Raw genomic sequence first — 26,827 nt, 5'->3', positions numbered from 1 at the left:
GGAAATTCCATAGCCTCAGTTCTGGACGGCTGCGGGAATCCAGGAAGGAATGGGGAAATGATCTTTGAGTGCACACTGGTACGCGGCCCGAAAGCCGGGTCACCGGAGCCCCCGGAAGAGCTGACAATCACTGCCTTCGGCGGAATGCCGGGCTCAGAACTCCAGCGGCAATTGCAGGAGGCCCGGGGGGTCGGGCCCCTGTCAGTTGCAGGGGAAGACCTATCCGCCCTGACTGTCGGACACCCGCCACTCGTGGCCGGGGCAGTCCTGGTGGACGGACACTGTCCCGCGGAAAAGTCAGACTCTCCGGCAACGCCGCTCCTGCTCCTGGCACACACCGGACCGGGGGCCGGCTCAGTCTTTGCACTCCAGCGCGGTTACCACCACCTTGGCCGTGGCGCTGTCGACATTCGCATCCCTGATCCGGGGATGTCCCGCGAGCATGCCGTGTTGGAGGTGTCCAGCACCGCATTGAGCGTCACAGACACGGGGAGCCGGAACTCGGTACTTGTTGATGGGGAGCGAGTCCGGGAAAAGACGGTGACATCGTCGTCGAGAATTCGCTGCGGCAACACCACCTTCACTATCGTTACGTCAAACAGCTCCACTCCCGGGATTCATGCCGATGCCGGCCGTTCTGTTCAAGTGCCACTTGAAGTCCAGCGTCAGACGAGCTCTTTGAACCGGTGGTCAGTTGCGGTTGCGGCGGGACTCCCGCTGGTAGCAGGCGTTGGTCTTGCACTCGCAACGGGAATGTGGATGTTCCTTGGGTTTGCGGCCGTTTCCGCGCTGAGCCTCCTTGTTCCGATGATCAGCGGAAGGAAGGGACGCCGGGAGTTCAGGCTTGCCGTCGCAACGGCGGCACTGCAGGACGCCGAACGCCGCCGCCGATGTTCGCCGTCTGCGGCAGAGATCATCGTTGCCACCTTGGCCCCGGCGGCAGGCTTGGTCCTGAAGCCTACGGCACCTCTGACATTGCCCGTCCCTGGGGCAGGATCGCCTGATGCATCACGACAAGGTACGGACGCCGGCTCCGGAACGTGGGTCCGGCTAGGTACGGCGCCCACGCTGGCCAATGTGCGGCTCGTCCCTGCAGATCCCCATTTCCGTCCACCAGCAATCGGCGCCATGCCAGTGACGCTGGGCTTGCACCCCGCGATTGTTGCGTTGCATGGCCAGACCGAGCACGTTGACGCCCTGATCCGTTTCATCGTCATGCAACTGGCAAGTTTCCCAGGGTCGTCGTCCACACCGATCGTTTTTCTTGGACCGATAGGCCGCCTGCCTCTCAGCGCCCGGTTCCTGCCATACCTGACGCTTGCGACGAATGATGCGGCCGCAACGGCAGCTCTTCGAAGGTTGAAGGGAACCAACAATGGCAGGCTCATCGTTCTCGATGACTCGCCGGGCGGGGATGACCGCCATGCCAAACTCCTGGATGCCGCCTTGGAGGCTTCGTGGCAGGTGTTGCGGCATTCCGGCTCCTATGCCGGGCCCACCGGCGTGGCCATCGAGATAGGACAGTCTGGTACATCCGCCGTCTTGCAGGTCCCCGGTGGCCGGCAGGAGTTCATCCCGGACATGGTTCCGCTGAAGGCTTTCGAACAGTTTTGCCGCACAGTGGCGTCCAATCCGCACCGGGAAGCTGCTGCCGACGACGGCATACCAGGATCCTGCTCTTTGAGTGACCTGCTTCCAGACGGACCTCGAGGCATACTCCGGCGATGGGTTGGAGACAACGGGCCAAACGAGCTCCAGGCAATTCTGGGGCAGGGCCAGGACGGCCCCTTGACGTTTGATTTCCATGTCGACGGACCCCATCTCCTGGTAGCCGGAACGACCGGCGCCGGGAAGTCAGAACTCCTGCGGACGATCGTGGCGTCCATGGCGCTGAATCATTCGCCGGACCAGGTGACATTCCTGTTTGTCGATTTCAAGGGCGGCTCCGGACTACGCCCTTTACTTGGGCTTCCGCACTGCGTGGGCCTTCTTACTGACCTTGGAAGTCATCATCTTGACCGCGTGCTTACTTCCCTGCGAGGCGAGATCCGCCGTCGCGAGGAGTTGTTCGCGGATGCTGGGACTTCAGACTTGGTTGCATATCAACGTTCACCTGCTGCTACCGTAACGGCGATCCCCCACCTGGTCCTTGTTGTGGATGAGTTCCGAATGTTGGTCGACGAAGCCCCCGGAGCGCTTCGTGAGCTGATGCGCGTTGCCGCCATTGGACGGTCCCTGGGCATTCACCTGGTCATGGCTACACAAAGGCCACAGGGTGCGTTGACCGCCGACATCCGCGCCAACGTCACGTCAAGCATCGCCCTGCGTGTTCAGTCGGATGCGGAGTCGATGGACATCATCAATTCCAAAGCCGCAGCATCCATCGGCGTCGATGTCCCTGGGCGAGCGTATCTTGTGAGGGCCACCGGTAACCCCGAGGAATTCCAGACGGCGTCTCTTGCTGTGCCAGCCACGGTCAGCCGGTGGGCCCCTGGGGCAGCAATCGTTCAGTCGGCCTTCGCGGCCTTGCACCCTCCTCAGGACAAACAGCCAATGGTCGGGAAGTCCACGGCACAGGCGGAAGCAAGGGCGGAAGCGGTGGTCTCGGCAACCCGAACCGTCTGGCGCTGCCTGGGGCGGGCCGACCCCAGGCGACCTGTAGCCCCACTGTTGCCGGCATCCATTGCATGGAATGAAGATCTATCCGCTTTCGGTGTGGCAGGCAAGGATGTTGAAGACGTACCGGACGCGTCGATGGCAGCCGTGGGTCCGTTGGGAATCGTGGACAGACCGGAACAGCAGTCAGTTGAGGCCCTGCAATGGTCACCCACCGACCATGGTCATTTCGCCCTGATCGGCAGCAGTTCCAGTGGAATGCACGAATGTTTCAAGGCTGCGTCGGCGATGCTGGCGGCACACGGAACCCCACCGCATCTGTACATCCTGGATTCGACTGGAATGCTCGGAAAGCCCCTCCAAGGCGGCAGCTATGGCGCCACCTTGGGCCTGCATCAGTTGGCATTGGCGGTACGGGTCCTTGAGCGGCTCACTGAAGAAATGGCACGTCGACGCGCCGAAGGCCAGGACGTGTCCACAAGTCCCCGTTTGGTCCTGGTGGTTACTGGCTGGTGCTCATGGGCCGCAGCACTCCGATCAGGGCGTTTCGCGTGGGCAGAGGATCTTTTGAGGGACATCATCCGGGACGGGACGCCCCTTGGCGTCACAGTGCTGATCTCCGGCGAACGCGAACTCGTCAGCTCACGCTTTTTCTCCGCAATCCCAAACCGGGCATTTTTCCCAACCGGCGCCACGGAGGAATCGCGCTATCACTGGCCCCGCCTTCCGGAAGTCGAGTCTGTCCCCGGGCGCGCCGTTGCCATGGGTGGATTTGTTCAGGGCGCAGCCACGGTGGTTCATTTCCGCACTGCACCAAGCGGGACGGACTGGCCGTTCGTCGATCTTCAACCTTCGTCGGAACCACCCTTCCGGGTCCGGCCCCTCCCCGAATCCCTCAGCACGTCTGAATTCGATGTCGCGATGGCTGAAGACCTGGACAGCGGGATATCCCCGGACTCCATTCCCTTGTGGATCGGCCTTGGGGGTGACGAATCGGTTCCCATCTCATTTCCCCTTGGGCCACGTGGAGTCAGCATCGTCATTGGGGGCCATGGCTCCGGCAAGACTTCAGTGTTGGCATCCCTGACGTCCCTTAATCCCCAGGTTCCGTGGGTCTTCCCGGGAGTTGGAACTACTGCCGGTGCTTTCTGGGCAACCGTGGCCCGCTCAGCCACCGCGGGATCGCTGGATCCTGCAAGCATCCTCTGCGTCGATGACGCCGATCTCCTGGATCCGGAGGGGCGGGCTGCTCTCGCCGCCCTGGCCGGCCGGACACGAGGAGTGATCATGACTGCAATGTCAGGTCCGGCATTGCTTCAGCGCTTGCCACTGGCTGGAGAGGTCCAGGCCAATGGCATGGGCCTCATTCTGGCTCCGAGGACTCCCCTGGACGGCGACATCCTCGGAGTGAGGTTGGAAACAGAAAACTCACCGCGTGCTGGTCGGGGTGTAATTGTCCGGGGAAACCGTGTGGTCCAGTTGCAGGTGGCGTTCACCAGCGACTCCGCGACGAACATCAGCACCATCGGAAGTCATGGCAGCGTTCGCTAGAGCGCGCCCTGCGTCCCTCCCGCTCGTGATGCATATGCGATAACGCTCTTTTGGAAGAGAAACACGATCGCTGCCAGCGCAGGCAAAATCATGGCCAACCCTGGAAGAACCAAGCCTCCGGTCATGGTTGGGAAACCAATGGTAAGGACGAACAACTGAGCCACCAGGGCTGCCGCGCGGGTCCATCGGTACCCGCGGAACAGGAAATGGCCCACCGCGAACAGCCAGGCCGAGAAGGCCAATAAGAGGCCCAGAGTGAAGACCGCTCCCCAAAACGTCAGGACAGGAGCTCCGGTCAGTAGTTCGAACGCATACCAAGCCGCAGCGCCCAGGAGGGCCAATGCTTCCAGCACCACAACGATCGAAATAATCAGGATTCCGGGGGGCTTCTTGCCACCGGATTCCAGCCCACGAGTAATGGGTCCCTCAGGCACAGGTCTCACTGGACCGTTGTTTCCATCTGATCCAGAGTTTGGTTGGGCCGGGTTAACAGGAGGTCTTGACACACTGGCACACTACCGGACATAGTCATCTAGCAGTGAGGGCACTGGCGGCTGATGTGATGCATCGCTCACGGATTCAGGGCATTTCAACGACTAATACCCCTTGTTTACAAGGCGTTAACATGAAACGCTTGACTCAGACGACCAAGGGGGCCCATGCGGGCCCCTTTCCTTTGGAGCCTCTCGTGAATGTTTTCACAAAAGGCTCAAACTAGTTCTCACGAATGGAGTGACTGATCAGCATGGATTGGCGTAATCGCGCAGCCTGCCTCGACAAGGACCCGGAGCTCTTTTTCCCAGTCGGCAACACGGGACCAGCACTTCTGCAGATTGAGGAAGCAAAGAGCGTTTGCCGCCGGTGCCCCGTTGTGGACACTTGCCTTCAGTGGGCTCTTGAGTCCGGCCAGGATGCAGGCGTCTGGGGTGGCATGAGCGAGGACGAACGCCGCGCACTCAAGCGTCGCGCAGCACGAGCCCGGCGCGCTTCTTAGCAGGCAGACAAGCACCAAACGCAGAAGGCCGCGGACCACATGGTCCGCGGCCTTCTGCGTTTAATACGGCTACCTGCTAAACCCCTACACCTAAGGAAGTCGCTATGCGCGCGCGAGATTCAGGACAATTTCGACGGCGGTACCGCCACCGTCCCGTGGGCTCCATTGAATGGATCCCCCAAGCTCACTTGTAACCAGGGTACGCACAATCTGCAGACCCAGGCCTTCCGTATATTGCCCGTCCGGCAACCCAACGCCGTCATCGGCAATTGTCACTGTCAAGAACTCGTCATTTCCGTCTCCCGCTGCACGGTCAGCCAGCAACCAAACAGTGCCCGTCCGTCCCTCCAAACCGTGCTCAACAGCGTTCGTGACCAGTTCGTTGATGACCAGGGCCAGGGGCGTGGCGAAATCGCTGGGCAGTTCGCCGAACATCCGGACCTTTCGGTGCGTACTTGCTGGGAAGGTGAAGCGACTTCGGCAGAAAGCCTGAACTGGCGCCCAATAAGTTCATCGAAGTCGACGCTTTGAGTCAGACCTTGGGACAGTGTCTCGTGAACAAGCGCGATGGTAGCCACGCGCCGCATGGCCTGTTCCAGTCCCTGTTTTGCTTCGTCGCTGACCATCCGTCGGGACTGCATACGCAGCAGGGCAGCAACGGTCTGGAGGTTGTTCTTGACCCGGTGGTGGATCTCCCGGATCGTCGCGTCCTTGGTGACCAGCTCCATTTCGCGGCGCCTCAATTCGGACACATCGCGGCACAAAACAAGGGCACCAAAGCGATGTTGCTCGTCGCGCAAAGGAATGGCACGCAGGGAAAGGCTGACCCCCCTGGACTCAATCTCGCTGCGCCATGGCATTCGGCCCGTGACAACCAACGGCAGTGTCTCGTCCACCATGCGCCGATCCTTCAGCAATCCGGCTGTCACTTCAGCGAGGGAACGTCCTTCCAGGGACTCGACCTCGCCCAGGCGCCGGAAAGCAGACACGCCATTGGGGCTTGCGTACTGCACAATGCCTTCGGCGTCGAGCCGGATGAGTCCGTCCCCTACACGCGGGGCACCTCTGCGGGATCCCGTTGGCGATGCGAAGTCAGGCCACAACCCGAGAGTTCCCATGCGAAGGAGGTCGTATGCGCATTGCCGATACGTGAGTTCCAGCCTGGATGGCATACGGGAACTGGACAGGTCCATATGGGAGGTGACAACGGCGAGGGTCCTGCCGTTGCGAACCATCGGCACGGCTTCGACACGCAGCGCCATCTCGCTGCTCCAGCTGGTTTCACTGGAGCGCTCAATGGAGCGGCTGTTCCAGGCCTTTTCCACGAGTGGACGAAGATCCGAGCGGATGCCCTCACCCACGAAGTCCGCGTGAAACACCGTATGCGATGTTGACGGACGTACGTGGGCGAGGGCGATGTACCCAAACTCCGGATGCGGAAACCACAAGGCGAGGTCCGCAAACGCCAGGTCGGCGACCATTTGCCAATCGCCTACCAGGAGGTGCAGCCATTCAGCATCTCCAGGCCCGAAATCAGCGTGTTCCCTGATGGGGTCTGTAAAGATTGCCACTGCACCTCCATTTGCGACGCTGGGACCTGCCCCTAGCGTCGAACGATTGACCTCAAGAGCCTTAATGCTACCGATAGTGAAGCCATGTCATCGGCTTCGAGGGAATTGACCTCATCAAACATGGTCTTCGCCCGTCCGAGTTGTTCGGCATTCAGGCCTTCCCATGCCCTTAGGCGATCCTCGGCAGGGGTGCCGGGCGTGCTCGACTCAAGAACCGACGTCGTCATATCTGCGACGGTTGAGTAGAGGTCGTCCCGGAGCGCCGCACGGGCAAGTGCCTGCCAGCGGTCGTCGCGGGGCAGTGCGCTGATCCGTTCCAGCAGCGAGTCCACGTGGAAGCGGTTGAACACCGTGTAGTAGACATGCGCCACTTCCTCGACGCTGTTGGTCCCGGTCTGGGCAATCCTTGCGATGTCCAGCAACGCATAGCTCTCGAACAGCTCCGCCCACCTGTGCGCCAGGTGATCCGGCAACTCCCAGCCGCGGGCCTTTTCCAGCCAGCCGGTGATCCGAACTTTGTCATCGCCACGTAGGTAGTCCAGCAGTTTGGCCCGAAGCGGCGCCATCATGGGCTTGAACGACTTCACGACGTCGGCAATCGGCCGGGACGCCATGCCCTGCCCGAGCACCCATCGGACTGCGCGGTCCAGGAGCCGGCGGACATCCAGATGGACTTCGCTCCAGTGCTCGGTGGGGAACGATGCCGGAAGGGCATTCAATTCCTCAACCATCGGATCGAGATCGTAGATTTCCCGCAACGCCACGAATGCCTTGGCTACCGCCACCTCATTGGCCGACGTTTCTTCGATCGCCCGGAAGGCGAAAGTGATGCCACCGAGGTTGATGATGTCGTTGGCCACCACCGTAGCGATGATTTCGCGCCGCAGCGGATGGGTGTCCAGTTCGGCGTCGAACCTCTCCCGCAACTGCTTCGGGAAGTAGGCCCGGATCGTCTCCTTGAACCAGGGGTCGTCGGCCAGGTTGCTGTCCCGGAGGGCACCCGCCAACTCGATCTTCGCGTAAGCGGCCAGGACAGACAGCTCGGGAGACGTCAGCCCCTGGCCCTGTTCCAGGCGCTGGCGCAGCGTCTCGGTAGTGGGCAGTGCCTCCAGGTCACGCTTGAGGTCGGCTGATTTTTCCAGCCAGTCCATCAGGCGCTCGTAGCTGGGGCTCCAGTCCGCAACCCGGGTGCGGTCGTTAACGGAGCAGGATGTTTTGGTCGATGTTGTCCTGCAGGACCAGGCGGCCGACTTCCTCGGTCATGTCAGCCAGGAATGCTGCGCGTTCTGCCGCCTCAAGCTTCCCGGCCGCCACCATACGGTCAACGAAGATCTTGATATTGACCTCGTGGTCGGAGCAGTCAACGCCCGCCGAGTTATCAATCGCATCCGTATTAAGGATGACACCCTGCAATGCGGCTTCAATACGTCCACGCTGGGTCAACCCCAGGTTGCCGCCCTCACCGACTACCTTGACACGGAGGTCCTTGCCGTCCACACGGATGGCGTCATTGGCTTTGTCCCCTACAGCAGCATGTGTCTCCGTGCTGGCCTTGACGTAAGTGCCGATGCCACCGTTGTACAAAAGGTCCGCGGGGGCAAGCAGGATTGCCCGAAGCAATTCGGGAGGGCTCAGCTGGGTGGTTCCGTCCGGCAACCCCAGGGCCTTTCGTGCTTGTTCTGACACGGGGATTGTCTTGGCTTGACGTGGGTAGACGCCACCCCCTTCGCTGATGAGGGTCCGATCATAGTCATCCCACGAAGACCGCGGGAGCTCAAAGAGCCTCTGCCTCTCCGCGTACGATGCGGCCGTGTCCGGGTTGGGATCCAGGAAGATATGACGGTGGTCAAATGCCGCCACGAGCCGGATGTGGCGCGAAAGCAACATGCCGTTGCCGAAAACGTCACCTGACATGTCGCCCACGCCGACGACGCTGAACTCTTCGGTCTGGGTGTCGAGGTCGAGTTCACTGAAGTGCCTCTTCACTGACTCCCAGGCGCCGCGGGCGGTGATACCCATGGCCTTGTGGTCATAGCCTACGGATCCACCTGATGCGAAGGCGTCACCAAGCCAGAATCCATATTCGGCAGCCAACCCGTTGGCTGTGTCTGAGAACGTCGCCGTTCCCTTGTCGGCTGCCACCACCAGGTAGGAATCATCGCCGTCGTGGCGAACAACGTCCGACGGCGGCACAAGCCGTTCGCCCTCCGCTGTGGTAACGAGGTTGTCAGTGATGTCCAACAAGCCGCGAATGAAGGTCTTATAGCTTTCAACCCCCTCGGCCATCCAGGCGGCGCGGTCAACTGCGGGGTTGGGCAGCTTCTTCGCGAAGAAGCCACCCTTGGCGCCGGTGGGTACGATCACCGCGTTCTTCACGGTCTGCGCCTTCACCAGGCCCAGGATTTCAGTACGGAAATCCTCCCTGCGATCGGACCAGCGAAGACCACCACGCGCCACCTTGCCAAAGCGGAGGTGGACGCCCTCCACCCGCGGAGAGTAAACCCAGATTTCGAACATGGGGCGCGGGAACGGCAAACCATCGATGGTGGTGGGATCCAGCTTGAAGCTCAGGTATCCCTTGTTTTGGAAGAAGTTGGTGCGCAACGTGGACTCAATGAGGTTGACGAAGGTCCGAAGCACGCGGTCCGCGTCCAAGGTGGCTACTTGCTCGATAGCTTCTGCCAGGGCAGCTCTTGCGGCACCTTGCTGTTGGGGACGCTTGCTTTCCTCGACGCTGGGATCAAAGCGGGCGGCAAACAGGACGGTCAGACCCCGTGCAACATCCGGATTGGCCAAGAGGGTATCGGCGATGAACCCAAAGGAGTTGGTATTGCCCATCTGGCGCATGTACTTGGCGTAGGCCCGGAGGACCACCACTTGGCGCCAGTGCATGCCTTCACGGAGCACAAGGCGGTCAAAGTTGTCAGACTCGACGGCCCCTGTGACTGCAGCACCAAATGAGTCAGCCAGGAGATCTCCGGTGGCGAGCGGGTCTATGCCAGCCGGGTACTTCAGCCCAAGGTCATACAGGAAAAAGTCGCGGTGATCCGCGGTTTCGATTTCGAAGGGCCGTTCGTCCAGGACTTCGAGGCCAAGGTTGTGGAAGTAAGGAAGGATCTGGCTCAGGCTCTTGGGCTCCATCAAGTAGAGCTTGACCCGAGCATCCTCCTCCAATGCGTCACCGGCACCTTCGGGAAGGTACACGTGCACGCCGGGGCGGAGTTCCTTGCTCGCTTCCCCTGCCCGTTCGGCCTGGGCTCCATACTTTTCAAACCGTTCGATGTCCTCCAGCGCGTCTTCAACCTCGTAGTCGACGCGGTAACCGGGAGGGAATGCCTCAGCCCACAGGGCGGACAGTACGTCAGCGCTCTCCGCGGGACGGTTCTCACGAAGTACCTCGGCGATGCCTTCGCTCCAGGACCTTGAGGCACGCATCAGCCGGTGTTCGAGTTCTTCTACGTTGACTTCGGCAAGTTCCGCGGTGCGTGGCAGCCTGATCCTGAAGAAGACGCGTGCAAGGGCCGACTCGGTGATCCTAGCTTCGTAGTCAATGCTCTCGGCCTGGAAGGTCTCGCGTAGTTCCTGCTCAATACGGAGCCTGACACTCGTGGTGTACCGATCACGCGGCAGGTATACGACTGCGGACATGAAACGTCCGTAAATGTCGGGGCGCAGGAAAAGCTTGGTCCGGCGCCGTTCCTGGAGTCGCTGGATCCCGGTGGCCGTGGCCGCAAGGTCCGGGATTTCGATTTGGAACAGTTCGTCGCGGGGGTATGTTTCCAGGATACCCAGGAGGTCCTTGCCCGAGTGTGAATCCATTGGGAAGCCTGCGTTACGCAAAACCGCATCGACCTTGTCCCGGACAATGGGAATGTTGCGGACCGATCCGGTGTAGGCACTTGTGGCGAAAAGACCGATAAAGCGCCGCTCACCATTGACGTTCCCCGCTGCGTCGAAGCTCTTGACGCCGATGTAGTCCAGGTATGCCGGACGGTGGACGGTTGAGCGGGAGTTGGCCTTTGTGATCACCAGTGCCCGCTTTTCACGGGCGCGCTTGCGGCCGGCGTCCGTGAGGTGCTGGATCTGCCGGGTGTTGTCGCCAGCGCGGAGCAAGCCCAGTCCGCTGTCCTCACGAAGTTCCAGGACGTCTTCACCGTCTTCGTTCACGAGGTCGTATTCGCGGTACCCGAGGAACGTGAAGTTGCCGTCATCCAGCCAGCGCAAAAGGTCCTGCGCCTGCCTGAGCTCGGCAATCTGCTCCGGGTGCGAGACGCCTCCAAGCGCTTCTGCAAGTTCCAGTGCCTTGCTACGCATTTTCGGCCAGTCTTCAACGGCGGCGCGAACATCTCCGAGGACGCGTTGGAGGCCGGCAACCAATTCTGCGCGGGCTTCCTCGCTGACGCGGTCAATTTCGACGGCGATCCAAGACTCCATGTGCGAGGAGTTGTCGTTGTCGCCGAGGAGGTGGGCGACGCTGGGCAGTGCCGCGGTGTCGCCACTGGAGATGCCGATATTTGACGGGACCCTGGAAACGTTGCTGAGCTCGCCCGAGACCCGGTCACGGGTAACCACGAAAAGCGGGTGCATCACCAGCCGGATGGCGCAGTTTTGGCGAACGAGTTCGGCGTTGACGGAATCAACCAGGAACGGCATGTCATCAGTAACGATGTAGACAACGTTTCGGTCAGCCTCGACGCCGATTTCCACAATGGCATTTCCGGGTCGCCGGGACTGCGCAACTTTCCTGTGTGTGTTTGCCCGCGAAATCAGCAGCTCAGGCGCATACGCCCGGGAGTCCTCCTCTGCGAGATGCTCATAGTAGTCACCGAAGAACCCCTCACGGACAACTGCTGCATCGGACCGATCCTCCACGCTGGATCCTGACGACATCTACAAACGCCTCCATCACATGTTGATTGCTGCGACTCTGCAGCCCACATGGCGAGCCTAGCGCTTAAGCAGACCGAAGGCTCTGGAAGATCGGCCAAGGGATTTCTGATTTTGCTGGATAGGTGCACAGACCAACCCGGCAATGGCTTTACGCAAGGGAGAGTCGGGCGATGATTCCAACAGGACAGACCCCGACAACAGCGCGGCATCGCACGCTTCCGCGTCTGCAGGTAAGTAGGCATCAACGCCATGGCCAGGGCCGAAGCGCTCCCAGGCCTCGGATAACTGCTGCCTGGGCGAACGGCCCGCCGACGCCCGTTTTACCTTATTGAGGAGCACGCGTGGCGTTGCCTGTGGAACCGCAGCTTCGAGCTCGGCCAGGCCACGGACCAACCGTGGGACGCCGATCGCGTCCGCAGCCCCCACCGCAAAAACCTCGTCTGCCAGCTCCAAGCTGCGCAAGGTAGCGCCATTGCGGCGTGGCGCCATAGTGTCAAAGCTCAGTTCCTCGTCCGCTTCCAGGCAGAAACCGGTGTCCACGACAACTACCTCCGCCACCTGCTTGGCCCTTTCAAGGACAATCGAGAGCGCAGAGGCCCTCAGTTCAGTCCAGCGGTCCGCCCTTGTGGTTCCAGTGAGTACTCGGAATCCACCACTTTTGATGAAGACAGACGTAGCAGCCCGGTCCAGGGCCTCCGAATCCAGCAAACCTTGGTCAGCGAGCCTGCAGGCCTGGGCGAGGCCAGCCGACTCTTCCAACAGCCCCAGCATGGCCGATACGCTCGCACCGTAGCTGTCAGCATCCACTAGAATCACGGACTTGCCTTCGGCCGCCAACTCGGCAGCCATGTTTACCGCAACCAGAGTTCTTCCCGGCGCGCCTGTTGGTCCCCACACGGCTATCACCCTCCCCGAGCCGGCCGCTTCGGGTTCTCGCGTTTCCGGCGCCAACTGGAATCCCGCAGATGAGTCTGCGAAACCGGCGTCTGGAGACTTGCGGGTGCCAACGGGCCCACCGTGGCGGCCCACTGCGTCGGAAATCCTCATGGCAAGGGCTGAGGGCTCAATATCAGTGGACGCTGTTACTACACCAATGGCGGTGAGCCTCGAGACCTCCGCGGGGTCCACAGTCAGAGCGAGAATGGACACACCTACGGCAGCCAGCCGGTCCACCAATGTAGCGGTTAGTTCTTCACAGCCTTCGGCAACGACTGCCGCCAGGGCAAGGCCGCTTTGGCAGGCGGCCATCAACTCCGCAAGCTCTGAACACCGGCGGACCACCGTGACGGGGCCATGCAAGCGTTCCAGCCCACCAACCACCGCTTCCTGTGCCTGGCCAACAGTTATGACCGGGATACTCATTGACTGATGCCCGCGGGGTTCCAAACCACAGATACCTTGGCGGCGTTGGCCTTGGCACCCAGCAGCTTGGGCATCTGCCTGTCCGTGACCAGCACCAGCACGACCGTTGTCTTTGAGGCACCGAGAGCACCGGAACCCGCTGTTACCTCTGCGATTTCAGCACCGGGCAGCAACAACTGTGGTTCTTCAAAAGCGTTTTGCGAGCCAGGCATGGCGACCCAGACGTCCACTTTCGCACCGGGAACTGCCTGCGCTGGAAGCGACTCCTCCATTGATATGGCAACAGGCTTCCGGTTCAGGACGTCAGCCTGGCCGAGGCTCTTCCGGGGAACGAGTTGGTCCTTCTCAATTCTCTGTAGCGCCACCTTGCCCTGGGCAATTCCGCCCTCCACGGTTAGGTAGCCGGACTCGACGTCGTCCAAGCGAACCTGGACGACGGTTAGATCCTCGGGCCTCACGGTTTGGCCAACCGCAATACCCTCCCGTGCGGCATAAACCTGTGTGGTCCGATCAGCTGTACTGACAACTGAGATGACTCCGGCGACGGATACAAGCATGAGCAACACGCCCACCAGGAGTCGTGGATCCTTCCAGGACGGCTTCTTCAACCTGTTGCCGGCGACGCCTGTACTCGGATCCATTTTTCCTGCTCCCCCATTGAAGTTTCATGGCATGGTTACCCGCGCCGCCTCTTCATTGTTGCCGTGACCCGGCGCAAGCCAAAGTCAAGAACTCCAAATCAGGGGAAATTGTGGATAACTGTGCCAAATGGTGCCAACAGGTGCCAAAATAGTCGCATGCCCCGATTCCTGACTCTGGCGGACATCGCCGAACAACTGCAGATAAATTCGCCGCAGGCCTATGCCCTGGTACGCAGCGGTGAGTTGAAAGCCATTCAGGTCGGAGGACGCGGGCAATGGCGCATCGAGGAAAAGATGCTGGAGCAATACATCGAGGAGCGGTATGCCGAGGCCAGCCGCATGATTGAAGAAGCCAAGTCCAAGTCGAGTTAGCGTTGAGGGGCCAAAGAGACCTATGAACGGCTAGAGTCCGTGGTTCCCGCTTGAGCACAGGGCCGCGAGCGATGAAAAGGGAATAGTCCTCACGGCCGCCACTGCATTGCCCCGCCGCACCTCGCCCCGCGTATCGGCAAAATCGAAATGGTCCCGTCCAACCCTGTCGATGACACCATGGAGCCTGTGGTCTCCGCCCGGACCGTTGGCCAGGACCACTGTCACCGGCGCCCTGTCTCGGGAGAGCCCCCGGAGTGCGCTGGCAAGCCTTAGCGAACTTTGAACCTGGGTAACAGGCTTCCTGGCCAATCTTCCCAGGCCGTCGTAATGACTTACCGATGCGCATGGAATGAGCCATTGCCGTCCGTTGTCGATCAACACAAACCAGTCCCCACCAATGTGGCCCAGGGTCCCTTGGAGAGAAATACCGCTGTTCAGCACCAAAGTGATCTCAGCTCCGGCGACGCCCCGAAGCCTGTCCGCCAGGTCCAGACCGGCAAGCTCGACCCGCACACGTTCGGATATTTCCGATTCACGGACCAAGGTGCGCTCAGCAGAAAACTGCGCTTCCAGATCTTCAAAAAGAGAGTCCCATCTCATATCGTCACAATAGGACCCGTAGCGCGTGGCGCCAACTGCAATTGGATTTTCCCGTCATGATTGGACAAAGCCCTTCGACTGTGCTCAGAATTGGCAAACAGCATCAAATGACATCAAACAGCATTAAAGAGCCGAAAGGGTAAGAATGAGCAGCGATCCATCAAGGATCCGCCACGATGCCACCTTGGCCGCCGTGCTCCTCGCGTTGGGACTTTTGCTGCTAATCGTTGGGCAGAACCTCGTGGGGCAATGGCAGGTGGATACAGCCCACGGGCAGAGAGGTACGTTCGACCACCTCCTCGCCCTTGCATCCAGCGCGTCGGGAATTGCCATTGTGTCTTGGTGGATCCTCTCACTTGGCCTCGCAGCTTGGGCAGCAGTTCTGCATGGCGCGGGAAGGAGCGGCAGCGCCAACGTCATCGCCAAGTTCAGTCCAGGCTTCATGCTGAGGCTGGCGCTTGCCCTTCTAAGCCTGAATTTCCTTGGAATTCAGGCTGCACAGGCCGCCGCAACGCCCGGACCTCAATGGCAAGCCACTGCCAGTGGCGCCACAGGCACGGCAGCGTGGCATCCAACAGCTGGCGCACAAGGACCCCTGCCCGCTATGGGAATGACTCCAGCACGAAGCACCGAAGAAAGCCACGACGCAAGCCGGCGAGGGCCTGCCTGGCAGCCACATCCTCCCATGGTTGAGCCCGGCCTCCTGTCGCGCCCAGGCTCTCGGGACATGACGTTTGAACACCCCGCTGAGTCGAGCGTTGTCGTCAAGCCGGGTGACACGCTGTGGTCCATTGCCGCAGACAACCTCGGACCCTTCGCGACAGACGTTGACATCGCTCTCCATTGGCCGAGCTGGTATTCAGCCAACCGAAGGATCATTGGCAACGACCCTGCGACCTTGCGCCCGGGGCAAGTACTGCAGCCCCCAACGCCGGGCTAAGGTCCTCGCCGCACGTAAAGAATCCGACTGTAATGGACGGCACCCACTCAGGGGCACTCGTTCAAGACGTAAGACCAGTCCCATTGTCATCCCAGACGTAGCAACCTGAGCCAAGCGATGCCCGCGCAACGGCTCACAGAGTGAACTCATGAGGATTGACCATGACTGTTGTAACTGCACGCCGCCACGCAGACCGCCAAAGAACCAAACGTTCCGCAACGAATGCCGGAGCCGATGCTTCTACCCTTGACGTAAGGTTAGTGGCGCGAAGCATCGCCCAAGCTGCAGTCGAGGTACTTGCCGGGACAAGGTCCGTTCTCCAGCTGTCCAGATCCCTCGATGCGCAATGCTTTCTTTCGCTCCAGCATCGGGCCGCCCTTACCCGCGAACACGCTTCACGTACCCGCGGCTCGTTACAGGTTCACAGAAGCCCAATGGTCCGTTCCGTCCGGGCTTGCGCGATTTCAGACTCCATCTACGAGGTCAGCATCGTCGTCTCTGAGGAGCAGCGCTCGCGCGCTATTGCCATGAGGTTGGAACACTCCGACGGGACGTGGCAGGTCACCGCCTTGGAGATTGGCTAGGCACCAGGTTGGCTAGGCACGTGTCATTAGGCACCCGTAAGCCCAGCAGGTTGCCTCGACCAGGAGTCGGCCGATCTTCGAAAAAGACCCCGGACATGTGTCCGGGGTCCTTTCTCATAAGGGACGAGATCAGCGTCGCTTCTTCTTGGCAGTTTTGCGCTGCTCCTGGGTGGCTGCCTTGGCAGGATTACCGGATCGGCCCGAGGAGCGACCTTCGATGCGGGTCTGGCTCGCACCGTCCTCGCCTGGGGCTGTGTACTGCAATTGCGCAGGCTTCTCGGGTGTCTCCAGACCTGCAGCACGGATCTGGGGATCGTGGTGCTCGGTGTGTGCACCTGCCGCAGTATCGTCGGCAACAACGACATCTTCGGCGGGGGTCACCTCAACTTCAAGGTTGTAGAGGAAGCCAATGCTTTCCTCACGAATGGCTTCCATCATGCTTTGGAACATCACGAAGCCTTCGCGCTGGTACTCCACCAGCGGATCGCGTTGGGCCATGGCCCGCAGCCCGATGCCCTCTTTGAGGTAGTCCATCTCGTACAGGTGTTCTTGCCATTTACGCCCAAGCACCGACAGAACTACCCGGCGCTCCAGCTCGCGCATACTTTCAGAGCCAATGGCTTCTTCACGGGCCTGGTACACAAGCCGCGCGTCAGAGAGGATCTCTTCCTTGAGGAATTCGGCAGTGACCCTGGACTTACCGCCGGCTTCATCAATGATTTCCTGGGCAGTTACGGTGGCCGGATAAAGCGTCTTCAGGTTGGACCAGAGCTGGTTGAAGTCCCAGTCATCGCCGTTGCCTTCTGCCGTGGCGGCTTCAATAAGGGCGTTGATGGTGTCTTCCAGGAAGAACTGAACTTTTTCGTGGAGGTCATCGCCTTCCAGGATCCGACGACGGTCCCCGTAGATCGCTTCGCGCTGGCGGTTCAAAACGTCGTCGTACTTGAGGACGTTCTTGCGCTGCTCCGCGTTGCGGGCTTCCACCTGACCTTGAGCCGAGGCAATGGCACGGGAAACAAGCTTTGATTCCAGCGCGACGTCGTCGGGCACAGAACTGTTCATGAGCCGCTCGGCAGCACCGGAATTGAACAGCCTCATGAGGTCATCGGTCAGTGAAAGGTAGAAACGGGATTCCCCGGGATCGCCCTGACGTCCGGAGCGGCCCCGCAGCTGATTATCAATCCGGCGGGACTCGTGGCGCTCGGTGCCCAGCACGTAGAGGCCGCCAAGGTCCAATACTTCCTCGTGCTCGTCCTTAACCGCTTGCTTGGCCGCTGCGAGTGCCTCGGGCCATGCTGCCTCGTACTCTTCCGAGTTCTCCTCCGGGTCCAGGCCCCTCTTGGCGAGGTCTGCGATAGCAGTGAATTCGGCGTTGCCACCAAGCATGATGTCGGTACCGCGGCCTGCCATATTGGTTGCCACTGTGACGGCACCCTTACGTCCGGCCTGAGCCACGATCGAGGCTTCCCGTGCGTGGTTCTTGGCGTTCAGGACCTCGTGGCGGATTCCTTCTTTTGCCAGCAGCTTGGAGAGATATTCGCTCTTCTCAACGCTGGTGGTGCCAACCAGTACGGGCTGGCCCTTTTCGTGGCGTTCCGCGATGTCTTTGACGACGGCGTCAAACTTGACGATCTCGTTCTTGTAGACGAGGTCCGATTGGTCGATGCGCTGCATGTCCCGGTTGGTAGGGATGGGCACAACTCCGAGTTTGTACGTGCTCATGAACTCGGCTGCCTCGGTCTCGGCCGTACCCGTCATGCCGGACAGCTTGGAATACATGCGGAAGTAGTTCTGCAGCGTTACCGTTGCCAGAGTCTGGTTTTCGGCCTTGATCTCGACGTTTTCCTTGGCCTCGATGGCCTGGTGCATGCCTTCGTTGTATCGTCGCCCGGCCAGGATACGGCCTGTGTGCTCGTCAACAATCAGGACCTCGCCGTCGAGGATGACGTAATCCTTATCGCGCTTGAAGAGTTCCTTCGCCTTGATGGCGTTATTCAGGAAACCAATGAGCGGTGTGTTGGCCGATTCGTACAGGTTCTGGATACCGAGGTAGTCCTCCACCTTTTCAATTCCGGCTTCCAAGACACCAACAGTCCGCTTCTTCTCGTCGACTTCGTAGTCAGCCTCCGGTTGAAGTCGGAGTACGACCTTCGCGAATTCGCTAAACCAGCGGTTTGTGTCGCCTTGGGCCGGGCCCGAGATGATGAGGGGGGTACGCGCTTCGTCAATCAGAATCGAGTCAACTTCATCCACAATGGCGAAGTTGTGGCCCCGCTGAACGAGCTCACTGGCGTCCCAGGCCATGTTGTCGCGCAAATAGTCGAAGCCAAATTCGTTGTTTGTCCCGTAGGTGATGTCTGCCGCGTATTGCTGCCGACGCACGGACGGATCCTGGTTGGAGAGGATGCAGCCGCTTGTGAGGCCAAGGAAGCGGTAGACACGTCCCATGAGCTCGGACTGGTATTCGGCAAGGTAATCATTCACCGTGACCACGTGGACGCCGTTGCCCGTTAGGGCATTGAGGTATGCCGGGGCAGTTGCCACGAGGGTCTTGCCTTCACCGGTTTTCATCTCGGCGATGTTGCCCAGATGGAGGGCTGCGCCACCCATGAGCTGCACGTCAAAGTGCCGCATGCCCAGCGTTCGGGATGAGGCCTCGCGGACTGCTGCAAATGCCTCCGGCAGGAGAGCGTCCAAGGTCTCGCCGTCCTGGTGCCGGGAGCGCAGACGGTCCGTTTCCTCCCGAAGTTCAGCGTCAGAGAACGTCTTGAAAGAGTCTTCCAGGGCATTGATGGAATCGGCATAGTTCCGCAGTTGCCTGAGTGTTTTCTTGTCACCCGTGCGGAGAAGTTTTTCGATTAGTGATGCCACGTGAAATTGCTCCCAGTCTCATGCTGCCGAATTCTGGCTGTTTCAGTCTACGGGAGAGAGTATCGCCACGTTATCCGGTTCCCCTGTGAGCGGACTGCTTTGCCCATCGGGTTCACAAGGCCCGATAGGTCCCCAGGCCACTGCCTCGGAGAGTGGACCCGAGAGATCCCCCACCGGCCACACAACAACTTCCTGAAGGCCGAGCCACTGGGCCATGAGCCACAATTCGGCGGAAAGCTCGACGGCGGTATCGGGTGGCGCTCCCGGCTCACCAAAGGCGGACCGAACCAAGAGTTGGCCTGCGGCCCTGTCTGCCTTCAAATCGACCCGAGCCACGATGCCTTCCCTGAGCAGGAAGGGCAAAACATAGTAGCCGAAACGGCGCTTGGCAGCGGGCGTGTAGATCTCAATCCGATAGTGGAATCCGAACAACTCTTCCAGGCGCCGCCGCTCGAAGACCAGCGAGTCAAAAGGGCTCAGCAGCGCCCGGCCTTCGGCCCTGCGTGGCAATCTGGCCTCGATGTGCCGGTAGGTTTCCCGGTCCCAACCGCGAACGGAAACGCGCTCCAGCCGGCCTGCCTGGAGAAGTCGCTGCACCGACGCCTCCCCGGCCTTCAGCGGGGTCCGAAAATAGTCGGCAAAACACCGGACCGTTCCGATGCCGTGGGCCATGGCGGCTGCATCCATGAGCCGGTCAAGGGCAGCATCGGCATCCATCCCACCGTCTAGCGAACCCGGCAGAACCCTGGAAGTAAGTGTGTAGAGGCGTTCGAATTGGGGTGTACGCGAAGCTGCCGAAACGCGGCCCTCTTCAAACAGGTGCTCCAGAACGCGCTTCACGGTGTTCCAGTTCCAGCCCCAATTTCCGCTTTCGGGGTCCTGGGTGTGCCCAAGTTGTGCAGTCAAGGCAGACGCCGTCATCGGCGGCCCGGCCTCCAGGGCTGCGAGGATTCGTTCCTCCATGGCAATACGCACCGCGGGCTCCAAGTGATGAGCACCCACCCACGCCCGCTTTTGCCAGAGAAGCAGGTCGGGAAAATGTTCCGGACGGATATAACTGGCCTCGTGAGCCCAGTACTCCATCATCTTGCGTGGTTTTCGGACTGCCATGGAGTGAAGGATTGCCGGATCATAGTTTCCCAGACGGGAAAAGAATGGCAGATAGTGGCTCCGGGCCAGCACATTCACGGAGTCGATCTGGACAAGCTGGATCCGGGCAAAGGTCCGGCCCACCGCCCGTGCGGTCACGGGGCCGGCGGGCCGGACTTTCGCCAATCCTTGGGCTGCCAATGCGATCCGCCGTGCCTGTGACAGGCTCAGCGAAGCGGTCATTGAAGTCCTTTCACGTGCGATCAAGCCTTACTTGGCGGTGGCCGCCTGGTCATCCGAGCGGTACGCGTGGATCTTCTCCTCCACGGCTTCCTCGCCGGGCTCGCAGGTGGAGTCCAGGGTTATGACACCATAAGTCCAGCCACTGCGCCGGTACACAACCGAGGGCGCATTGGTTTCCTTATCCAGGAACAGGTAGAAGTTGTGTCCCACCAGTTCCATGTTGTCCACTGCATCATCGAGCGTGAGGGATGCTGCAGGGAAAACCTTCCGACGGATCAAAACGGGTGAATCTCCCGCTGGAATGTCGTTCTCGATCTCGTAGGGCGACCGCTCATCGGCCTGCGGTGCAGGCTCCTGGTGGCTGTTGGCCTCTACGTAAATTGGCTCGCTGGCACTCGCGGGCTCAAGGGAGGCCGTTGCTTCCCGAACGGCCTTGGGCGTGTGTCGCCCATGGTGCACCTTCTTCCTGTCCTTTGCGCGACGCAACCGCTCAAGCAGCTTGTTGTACGCAAGATCGAAGGCAGCAAATTTGTCAGCGGCTGTGGCCTCGGCACGGATAACAGGGCCTCGGCCCAGGACTGTCACTTCAACGGTGAGCTGTCCCGGCGTTTGCCGGGGGTTGGTCTCCTTGGAAACCTTGGCGTCGACTCGCTGGACTTTGTCCCCCAGCGATTCAATCTTTGAGATCTTCTCGCCGGCATATTCGCGAAAGCGGTCAGAAACTGTCAGATTTCGTCCGCTGATCATGAACTCCATGGTGCCCTCCAAATAACTCAGGTGACACGACAACGACGCTGTAGGGGGCTGGTCTGACGGACAGTCGAGCCCCTTTCCGAGCCGCTATCGACAGGTACATCTGTTCTTGGTACCCACAACCGACGTTAGTTCATCGGCACGAGTTATTCACCCTTTGGCCACTTATTTTTTGTTTGCGTCTTAACCCCACCATGGGGCTCGTCTCCGTCGGTGTGCGAGGCGTAGGCTGGTGGCCTCGTGGCCGCGAGAACAACGGCGCCGCAGACTATCCCTCCGGCCGCAGAAACAGCCCGGGCAGCCTCCGCAAGGGTGGCTCCAGTGGTGAGAACATCGTCCACAATCAGGCATCTTTGCCCGCGGATCTTTTCCCTGTAGCGGGGCCGAACCCTCATGGAACCCCGGACACGCCTGGCACGCTCACCCCTGCCGAGTCCCTTTTGGCCGGTGGAACCATCTCTCCCCTCCGTGCCAAGTATGGCCCTGAGGCCATTTCCGATCAGGTCTTTGCACATTGCGGCCAGCCACTGGTTTTCCAGGAGACTCCCGGTCTTCTCAAGGGCGATAAAACCCGGGTAACGGGACAACATGCCTCGTCTCTTCATGCAGCGGAGCAGAACGTGTACGGGGCTGAAACCCCGGCTTCGGAAGGCCCTGCCGCTGCTGGGAACAGGAACAACGTAAAACCCTGGCTGGTCACCAATGGCCAGCCGGACTGCGTTTCCGAGGCAGGGCGCCAACACCTCAGCCAGTCGCCACTGGCCGAGGCTCTTGAACGACAACAGGGACTGCGAAAGTTCATCCCGATAGGGCCCCGCGGCCACCACGCCCAGCTTTACAGTGCCATCGACATCGACGAGCGCTGGCGATTCCTGTTCGGCCCTGAAGGGTTTCCTGCAAAGCTGACGCACCCGCTTGGCACAATGCCTGCACAGGACGGCGTCTTCCACACCGCAGCAGACGCAATCAACGGGAACAAGGAGTGCAACCAACTCCATCAATGCCGCTTGCAGGTTGGCAATCAGGCGCCCCAGCAGGCGCCTGTCCTTTCCGCGTCGCGGGGGTCCTGAGGGGTCCGGGTCACCAACATCCGGGTCAAGCCGACGCCCGATGCGTTGGGCAGATCGAGGACCATTGACGGCAGACGGGAGGTTGTTCACGGAGACAATCATGCTGGTAGCCTTAGGCACTTTTTGTTCCGGTGACAGCCCCACAGCCCGCTATGTGAACAACCACCGCTTGGTTGGGGCAGCGCCTCCAGGGTGCTCCGGGTCAGCCAGGGAAGGCAGGCTCCGTTGGGCCCTTGAGCTGAAGCTCCCAACCATTTCCGACACGTTGGAAAATTCCCGCTGTGGACTGGCCGTAGATCTGTTCTGACCCGTTACCTGCGCTCAGGCTCATGAGGCCGTCCCACGGCGCCAGCTGCTGTGGCTCCCCCGAGGTAAGCGAGAGCAACTCCGGAACCACGGTAGCCGTAGCCGAACTGGCCATGACGGCAACGGTGGACCCGTTGACCCACACTCCCTGGTCAGGCGAGGTGGACGTGAAAAGAGTGATCGGAGCCGTAAGATCCTTTGGCGCGCCGTCTGCAGTCCGGACGATGCCCGTCACCTGAACCACTGATTTACCGTTGGCCTCGGATATCACCAGGGCGCGGGTACCTTCGCGCGAAATCCGGAAATCCTTGACAATCCGTCCGGACAGCCACGTGGGAGATATGGTCGCCATGGGTACAGCCATGCCGGGGGCAACGCCCGTGGGCTTGAAAGCCACAACCTCAGTATTTCCGCTGGCACCTGGTCCCGCCGTCCAAACCCAATCATGGGGACTGAACGAAGGCCCGGTCAACGTGCTTCGGGTGGTCAGCTGGCGGGCCGGTTGACCCGGCTCAATGGAGTACAAGGTGGTCTTGTCGCCGTTGAGGAAGGCAACGGTTTGGGATACAGGCGACTCGGCGGGTGAATGGGGGCCGAGCCCTGCAACCGACTGAATGTCAGGCAATGGTGAAACGCGATTGTTCTCATAGCGGACCAAGTCGCCGTTATTGACGGCAATCTGGCGGGCAGGCACATTCTTGTCCACAACCGGCGGCAGAACAGTCCCGTTGTCCTCGACCCGGACCAGGTCCTGGTCAGCGCGAAGCTGGACGTTAATGACATCCGGTTGCCCCCTGAAGGTTAGCGCCAGCTGGTTCTGCATGCGTTGGCGGTCTTCTGCCGATGCATCGAACAGTTCCTTGGCCGACAAATCCACCTGGGCTGCTCCTGAAACGACAGGGACAGATTCCCGGGCCAACTTCATCCCGGAGGGAAAGGCGCTCACCACTGCCCCACGCAAGTAGGGCGCAGGCCCAGCAAGCAGGGCGCTGGTCATGGATTTAACAGTCTTCTTCTTGATGAACCATCGGTAGTCCGGCACCGCATACGTGAAGGTCGGGTCATAGAAGTAGATAGGGAAGGCGCCGTAAATGACTTTGAACGTCTCTTCCGGAATCGCAGTACCATCCGGAACCTTGGAGATCCGCCACTCCCCCTCCACTTTCTCCAGCGAGACGGGGATGGTCTCCTTGGTCCCCGGCGGAAACTGCCTGGCTATTCCGTCCGCATCCACCGTGTAGGCAAGGTCGACCTCGTAGAGGTATTCATTTTCCACGGCCGTCTTCACCACGTGGGCTCCGCGGAAAACGATGGCCCGCTTATCCGGCTTCCACGTTACGGCCTGGGCTTGGGTCAAATATTGCCGTGCTACGGGATAGTCGTCCTCATAGCCGCTGCCAGCCATGTAGAAATCCTCAATGACGGCTTCAGGTGTGGAGCCTGCGCGTGGGGCTGCGGGGAAGAACACAGGGGCGTTGGGGTTTCCCGCTCCCTCATCCTGGCTTTTTCCCACTGGTCCGGACCGGGGAATCTGGGCGCACGAAGCCAGCAAGACCATGAGCGCCGCCAGCACGGCAACAAAAGCCCGCCGGCGTACGGTTCCAAGGACCCTCATGAGCCATCGCCCTTTCCCTTGTCACCCGAAGGTCCCTTGTCACCCGAAGGAGGCGTTCCGACGTCGAATTTGCCGTCTATAGTGCCAAAACCCGTACCCAGGACAAGCATCTGGCGTTCGATGCCGGCTCCGGGCAAGTCGATGTCCGCAGGTTCCAACTGAAGGGGCGATTTGAGGATGGTTCCGCCCTGCTTGAGCGGCAATGTCAACCTGAAGTTTGAGCCCGCCCCTTTGCGACCCCATGCCTGAAGCCAGCCGTTGTGGAGCTTGGTATCCTCGGCGGCGATGGACAAGCCCAGTCCGCTGCCACCAGTAGTTCGGGCGCGCGCCGGGTCAGCCCGCCAGAAGCGGTCGAAAACCCTGGCGGCTTCCGCTTGGCTCATTCCAATTCCGTGGTCCCGCACGGCCACGGCCACGGCGTCATGGTTTGCTGCCACAGATATGTGGATCGGCTTTCCCTCGCCGTGCTCAAGGGCGTTGAGGAGCAGGTTCCTCAGGATCCGGTCGATCCTGCGCGAGTCCATTTCGACAATGATGCTCTTCTGACGGGCGTTCAGGCGGACCTCGGAGCCGTATTCGGCAGCTACTGGTGCTGCGCCCTCCATGACGTGCGAGACCACTTGGAATATGTCCTGGGGTTCGGCGTCCAAGACGGCAGCACCAGCATCGAAGCGTGAAATTTCCAGCAGATCCGACAACAAGGACTGAAACCGCTCCACCTGGTGATAGAGGAGTTCGGCCGAGCGTTTGTTCATGGGATCGAAGTCTTCGCGGGCGTCGTAAAGGACCTCCGCCGCCATGCGAACGGTGGTCAAGGGGGTGCGAAGCTCATGCGAGACATCAGAGACGAATCTTTGCTGCATTTGGGACAACGTGGCCAACTGGGTGATCTGCTCCTGCAAGCTGGCCGCCATATGGTTGAACGAAGCACCAAGCCTGGCTACCTCATCCTCACCTTTGACCACCATGCGCTCTTGGAGCTGGCCCGCAGCCAGCTTTTCCGACACCACGGCAGCATGGCTCACAGGGCTGACGACATTGCGCGTGACGTACCAGGCGATGGCACCAATCATGAGCACGAGCGCCGCACCACCGGCCCACAGCACGTTCTGGATTTCGTCCAGGGTCTTCTGTGCAGTGTTCAGGTCATAAATCAAATACAACTCATAGGCAGTGCCGTTAAAGGTCACTTTGTTTCCAACGGCAATACCGGGTCGGTCCTCGTTTCCAACCGGGAACTGCATGGAGGCCCAGAACTGTTGCTTCCCGCCTTCCTGGACAGCCTTTCGCAATTCCGGCGGGATGACGCGGACAGTGAGCTGGTCCGAGGCGCGCGACTCTACCCAGCGGTTACGGGGTTTGGTCTGTTCCGGCACGGCTTCGAAGACGTAGCGCCTCTGGATCACCGAGCCCCGGCCCTCTACGGCGGTTAACGTGTCATAGACCAACGTGATGACGCTTGATTGATCAGTAACCTGTGCGCCGTCGAAGGTGTCCTGAACCTGTTTTACGTTGTAGCGGGATTCCGACTCCGCCTGGGCCAGCCTTTCCTGGAACAGGTTATTGGCGATCTGGTTGGAAAGGTATGCTCCGACGATCGCAAAAGACGTTACGGCAAGCAGGAGCGTCGTCAACACGGTCCTGAACTCCAATGACCGCCGCCACCGCCTCAGCAAAGAACGCCAGAGGAAGCGAAGACCCGGCCGTATCTGCCGGACACCGATCGCGACGAGGCGGGAAACCCTGAGAACCAGAATCAGGCCACGTCGCATCCATATCCGGGCGCGCCACATCAGCCAGGGAAGGTTCCTTCGTACTGGATCGCTGGGGGCGGAGGGTGAACTCCCGGACCCCGAGGGCTCCGCGTTCTGCTGCTGCGCTGCGGGCTGCTCCGGAGTGCCGGACGCCTGGTCCTTGTCCTTGTCCGGGGTGCCGGTGTTGCCGGCAGGAGACTCAGGAACCTGCTTTATACCCGACACCACGCACCGTCAATACAACTTCGGGCGCTTCCGGATCCCGTTCAATCTTGGAGCGCAAACGCTGAACATGGACATTGACCAACCGGGTGTCCGCGGCATGGCGGTACCCCCACACCTGTTCAAGCAAAAGTTCGCGCGTAAAGACCTGCCACGGCTTGCGGGCCAATGCCACCAGGAGGTCGAACTCCAACGGTGTAAGTGAAATACGCTCTCCACCGCGGGTGACCAGGTGGCCGGCGACGTCGATGGTTACATCAGCAATCCGCAGGGTTTCCGGAGCCTTTTGCTCGCCCGGCCGAAGGCGCGCACGGACACGCGCCACAAGTTCAGCGGGCTTAAAAGGCTTGGGCACGTAGTCGTCAGCACCGGATTCAAGCCCTCGGACAACATCCGAGGTGTCCGATTTCGCCGTGAGCATGACAATGGGAACGTCCGATTCTCCACGAATCTGCCGGCAAACTTCGATGCCGTCCGAACCCGGAAGCATGAGATCCAAGAGCACCAAATCGGGTTTGGACGAACGGAACACTTCAAGAGCCTGGCCGCCGTCTGCGCAGAATACGGGCTCGAAGCCATCATTGCGCAGGACAATACCAATCATCTCTGCGAGCGCTTCGTCGTCGTCAACTACCAGAATCCGTGCCTTCATAGTTATATATTCCCTTATCGCCAAGCCTTTGTCCTGTTGGGCGGGCGCACGGCATGGCGTCCCCCAAGGCACTTCCACCGTACTGCACGCCCGCGCTTGGCTCGATGTGGATCTGCTGTCCGGGCAGTATG

General features: G+C 60.4%; 16 protein-coding genes and 2 pseudogenes. 5 read left to right on the top strand and 13 right to left on the bottom strand.

Annotation, left to right across the window (positions count from 1 at the left end; all coding sequences use genetic code 11):
- The first annotated feature begins 57 nt into the window (after positions 1–57).
- Entirely contained in the window at positions 58–4,167 is a 4,110-nt protein-coding gene (locus tag ACTAQJ_RS00690) for a type VII secretion EssC family protein (RefSeq protein ID WP_498700028.1), read from the top strand.
- Here ACTAQJ_RS00690 and ACTAQJ_RS00685 read toward each other — a convergent pair.
- Positions 4,164–4,601: a hypothetical protein gene (locus ACTAQJ_RS00685; protein WP_498700026.1), complete on the bottom strand. Its 438-nt coding sequence runs from the start codon at positions 4,599–4,601 to the stop codon at positions 4,164–4,166. The two genes, ACTAQJ_RS00690 and ACTAQJ_RS00685, sit on opposite strands and share 4 nt — an antisense overlap.
- A gap of 311 nt (positions 4,602–4,912) precedes the next feature.
- Here ACTAQJ_RS00685 and ACTAQJ_RS00680 point away from each other — a divergent pair, with 311 nt between their 5' ends.
- Positions 4,913–5,161 carry a WhiB family transcriptional regulator gene (locus ACTAQJ_RS00680; protein ID WP_003804966.1) on the top strand — a complete coding sequence of 83 codons (249 nt, stop codon included), beginning with the start codon at positions 4,913–4,915 and terminating at the stop codon, positions 5,159–5,161.
- Positions 5,162–5,263: 102 nt separating this feature from the next.
- Here the strand turns inward: ACTAQJ_RS00680 and ACTAQJ_RS00675 are convergent.
- The 4 genes and pseudogenes from ACTAQJ_RS00675 to ACTAQJ_RS00660 all read right to left on the bottom strand — a co-directional run bounded on the left by ACTAQJ_RS00675 (position 5,264) and on the right by ACTAQJ_RS00660 (position 13,625).
- Positions 5,264–6,732: pseudogene (locus ACTAQJ_RS00675) on the bottom strand (sensor histidine kinase).
- A gap of 32 nt (positions 6,733–6,764) precedes the next feature.
- A pseudogene (locus ACTAQJ_RS00670) lies at positions 6,765–11,622 on the bottom strand (NAD-glutamate dehydrogenase).
- A 57-nt stretch (positions 11,623–11,679) separates the two neighbouring features.
- The gene (locus ACTAQJ_RS00665) at positions 11,680–12,984 is read right to left on the bottom strand and encodes a CpaE/TadZ family protein (protein WP_498700024.1); all 1,305 of its coding nucleotides are present in this window, start codon (positions 12,982–12,984) and stop codon (positions 11,680–11,682) included.
- A complete protein-coding gene (locus ACTAQJ_RS00660) occupies positions 12,981–13,625 on the bottom strand; it encodes a flagella basal body P-ring formation protein FlgA (RefSeq protein ID WP_498700023.1) in 645 nt (214 codons plus the stop codon). The genes ACTAQJ_RS00665 and ACTAQJ_RS00660 overlap by 4 nt, the downstream gene beginning before the upstream one ends.
- 156 nt (positions 13,626–13,781) lie before the next feature.
- Between ACTAQJ_RS00660 and ACTAQJ_RS00655 the strand changes: the two genes are divergently transcribed.
- Positions 13,782–13,997, top strand: a complete 216-nt coding sequence (locus tag ACTAQJ_RS00655) for a helix-turn-helix domain-containing protein (RefSeq protein ID WP_498700020.1) — start codon at positions 13,782–13,784, stop codon at positions 13,995–13,997.
- Between the two features lie 30 nt (positions 13,998–14,027).
- Here the strand turns inward: ACTAQJ_RS00655 and ACTAQJ_RS00650 are convergent, their stop codons facing one another.
- Positions 14,028–14,597, bottom strand: coding sequence for a hypothetical protein (locus ACTAQJ_RS00650; protein WP_498700017.1), 570 nt, complete (start codon positions 14,595–14,597; stop codon positions 14,028–14,030).
- Between the two features lie 145 nt (positions 14,598–14,742).
- Between ACTAQJ_RS00650 and ACTAQJ_RS00645 the strand changes: the two genes are divergently transcribed.
- A complete protein-coding gene (locus tag ACTAQJ_RS00645; RefSeq protein ID WP_498700016.1) occupies positions 14,743–15,537 on the top strand; it encodes a LysM peptidoglycan-binding domain-containing protein in 795 nt (264 codons plus the stop codon).
- A gap of 161 nt (positions 15,538–15,698) precedes the next feature.
- Positions 15,699–16,121 carry an Rv3235 family protein gene (locus tag ACTAQJ_RS00640; protein WP_498700014.1) on the top strand — a complete coding sequence of 141 codons (423 nt, stop codon included), beginning with the start codon at positions 15,699–15,701 and terminating at the stop codon, positions 16,119–16,121.
- A 129-nt stretch (positions 16,122–16,250) separates the two neighbouring features.
- On the opposite strand, the gene secA is transcribed toward ACTAQJ_RS00640, so the two are convergent.
- The 7 genes from secA to mtrA all read right to left on the bottom strand — a co-directional run bounded on the left by secA (position 16,251) and on the right by mtrA (position 26,696).
- A complete protein-coding gene (gene secA, locus ACTAQJ_RS00635) occupies positions 16,251–18,992 on the bottom strand; it encodes a preprotein translocase subunit SecA (RefSeq protein WP_431115716.1) in 2,742 nt (913 codons plus the stop codon).
- A gap of 42 nt (positions 18,993–19,034) precedes the next feature.
- The gene (locus tag ACTAQJ_RS00630; protein WP_431115717.1) at positions 19,035–20,324 is read right to left on the bottom strand and encodes a winged helix-turn-helix domain-containing protein; all 1,290 of its coding nucleotides are present in this window, start codon (positions 20,322–20,324) and stop codon (positions 19,035–19,037) included.
- Positions 20,325–20,351: 27 nt separating this feature from the next.
- Positions 20,352–21,080, bottom strand: coding sequence for a ribosome hibernation-promoting factor, HPF/YfiA family (hpf, locus tag ACTAQJ_RS00625; RefSeq protein ID WP_431115718.1), 729 nt, complete (start codon positions 21,078–21,080; stop codon positions 20,352–20,354).
- Between the two features lie 143 nt (positions 21,081–21,223).
- The gene (locus ACTAQJ_RS00620; protein WP_498702130.1) at positions 21,224–21,472 is read right to left on the bottom strand and encodes a phosphoribosyltransferase family protein; all 249 of its coding nucleotides are present in this window, start codon (positions 21,470–21,472) and stop codon (positions 21,224–21,226) included.
- A gap of 877 nt (positions 21,473–22,349) precedes the next feature.
- Positions 22,350–24,068: an LpqB family beta-propeller domain-containing protein gene (locus ACTAQJ_RS00615; protein WP_498700009.1), complete on the bottom strand. Its 1,719-nt coding sequence runs from the start codon at positions 24,066–24,068 to the stop codon at positions 22,350–22,352.
- Complete coding sequence (gene mtrB, locus ACTAQJ_RS00610) at positions 24,065–25,861, bottom strand: MtrAB system histidine kinase MtrB (RefSeq protein WP_498702129.1); 1,797 nt, start codon at positions 25,859–25,861, stop codon at positions 24,065–24,067. Before mtrB ends, ACTAQJ_RS00615 begins: the two co-directional genes overlap by 4 nt.
- 160 nt (positions 25,862–26,021) lie before the next feature.
- Positions 26,022–26,696, bottom strand: a complete 675-nt coding sequence (gene mtrA, locus ACTAQJ_RS00605; RefSeq protein ID WP_144649950.1) for an MtrAB system response regulator MtrA — start codon at positions 26,694–26,696, stop codon at positions 26,022–26,024.
- Positions 26,697–26,827 lie beyond the last annotated feature (131 nt).

This window comes from Arthrobacter sp. alpha11c, assembly GCF_054149985.1.
This window is presented reverse-complemented; position numbering and strand designations above follow the sequence as displayed.